This window comes from Polynucleobacter sp. 39-46-10, assembly GCF_002282275.1.
The window spans coordinates 1-2,107 of record NZ_NCJB01000367.1 but is presented as its reverse complement, the minus strand read 5'-3'; the positions used below and the strand labels follow the sequence as shown (position 1 = coordinate 2,107).

Here is a 2,107-nt window from a genome sequence, read left to right as displayed (position 1 = left end):
CCTGACCCCCCTGCCAAAATAATTCCTTTGCGATTAGTCGCCATTGCAATCCCAATATATTTAAATCAATTTATCGCGAGCCAGCTTCAATACATACTCACGCGCCATAGCTTCCCATGCCGGAAACTCGAAAGCATCACTGACATGATTATAAGAGTTGGAAGTATCAATAGGCGTTTTAGCCAAAGCAAGTCGTAATTTATCAGTAGACATCCTTGAATTCATGGGTCTTGGGGTCGGCAAGGGGTATTCCATCGCAAGAATAGGTTTAATGGCGCTTGGATTGACCTTGAGGGTTACACCAGCATCGAGTGCTGACTGCACAACTAAACATGCCAAGCCATACCAAGTGGTCTCTCCTGCAGGAACGGCATGATAGATGCCCGACGAGAATTTTCTTAAGAAAAATTGCTCATCCATAGCTAAATTTAAACTCACTTTTGCCAACCACTGAGCACTTGTCGGCACACCAAATTGGTCATGAATAATCTTTAACTCTTCACGCTCTTTAGCCAAACGCAAAATCGTGCGAATGAAATTACCACCCTCACCATACACCCAGCTAGTTCTAAAAATTGCGTATTGGCCATTGCCTTTAACAGTAGCAAAAACTTGGGCTATTACCTCTTCACCTGCAGCCTTACTTTTGCCGTAAACCCCCAAGGGATTGCGTATATCGTCCTCTAAATAGTAGCCGTATTTCTCACCATCAAAGACATAATCAGTCGAGTAGTGCAATAGGGTGGCGCCATGTTCTGCAGCATATTGAGCCATGATCTCCGGGGCTCTCGCATTGATCGCAAAAGCCAAATCGGATTCCATCTCCGCCTTATCAACAGCCGTATAAGCAGCAGCATTAATAATGAGCTGAGGCTGAAATTGATCAAGCAATCGACTTAACTTCTCTGCATCAGCAAGATCGCAATTAAAACGTTCGATGTATTGAATCACTGGCATCACTGGCATCGCTGGCAAAGCCGCAGAAAAGAGATCGAATGTCTCTTGAAAGGCTTTTCCCAATTGGCCATCCTTGCCAAATACGAGGATCTTCATTTGCTCTTTAGTTGTAGTGCTTAGAAAGCCAGTCACGATAAGAGCCACTGACTACACCCTCAATCCAAACAGGATTATCCAAATACCATTGCACAGTTTTACGAATTCCAGTATCGAAAGTTTCAGCTGGACGCCAACCCAGATCTCGCTCTACCTTGCTAGCATCAATCGCATAACGTCGGTCATGTCCCGGACGATCTTTAACGAAAGTGATTTGATCCGCATAGGATTTACCATCGCCACGTGGCTTGAGCTCATCCAAAATACTGCAAATAGTTTTGACTACATCGATATTAGCCTTTTCATTCCAGCCGCCAATGTTGTAAGTCTCGCCTAATTTTCCATTAGCTAGCACCTCACGAATTGCCGAGCAATGATCGCCAACATATAACCAATCCCGAATTTGCTGCCCATCACCATAGATTGGCAAAGGCTTGCTGTTAAATGCATTCAGAATGACTAATGGAATCAACTTCTCTGGGAAGTGATAAGGGCCATAGTTATTAGAGCAGTTGGTAGTTAGGACTGGGAATCCATAGGTATGAAACCAGGCGCGCACCAAATGATCGGATGCCGCTTTAGAGGCAGAGTATGGGCTATTAGGCTCATAAGGATTGGTTTCGGTAAACGCAGGGTCACTAGCCGAGAGAGATCCATACACCTCATCAGTAGAGACATGATGAAAGCGGAATGCCTTCTTGCTGGAGTCATCCAGGCTATTCCAGTACTCACGCGCAGATTCCAATAGATTGAAGGTGCCCACAATATTGGTAGTAACAAACTCAGCCGGTCCATGAATCGAGCGATCCACATGGCTCTCAGCAGCAAAATTGATAATGGCACGTGGCTGATGTTCATTTAATAACTTGCTAACTAAATCTTTATCACCAATGTCGCCATGAACAAAAATATGACGAGGATCACTTTTGAGGGATTCAAGAGTAGCGAGATTTCCAGCATAGGTTAGTTTATCTAGATTAACGATGCCTTCAGCATTTGGATTGCTAAGCCAATCTAGAACAAAATTACCGCCAATAAAACCCGCACCACCAGT

The 2,107-nt window shown here is 44.3% G+C and carries 2 protein-coding genes; both read right to left on the bottom strand.

All coding sequences use genetic code 11. The features are described from left to right. Positions 1-60 precede the first annotated feature (60 nt). Positions 61-1,053, bottom strand: coding sequence for a dTDP-4-dehydrorhamnose reductase (gene rfbD, locus B7X71_RS15710; RefSeq protein ID WP_293599278.1), 993 nt, complete (start codon positions 1,051-1,053; stop codon positions 61-63). Between the two features lie 7 nt (positions 1,054-1,060). Then, the coding region (gene rfbB, locus B7X71_RS15705; protein WP_293601413.1) for a dTDP-glucose 4,6-dehydratase at positions 1,061-2,107 on the bottom strand (1,047 nt) is incomplete at its 5' end.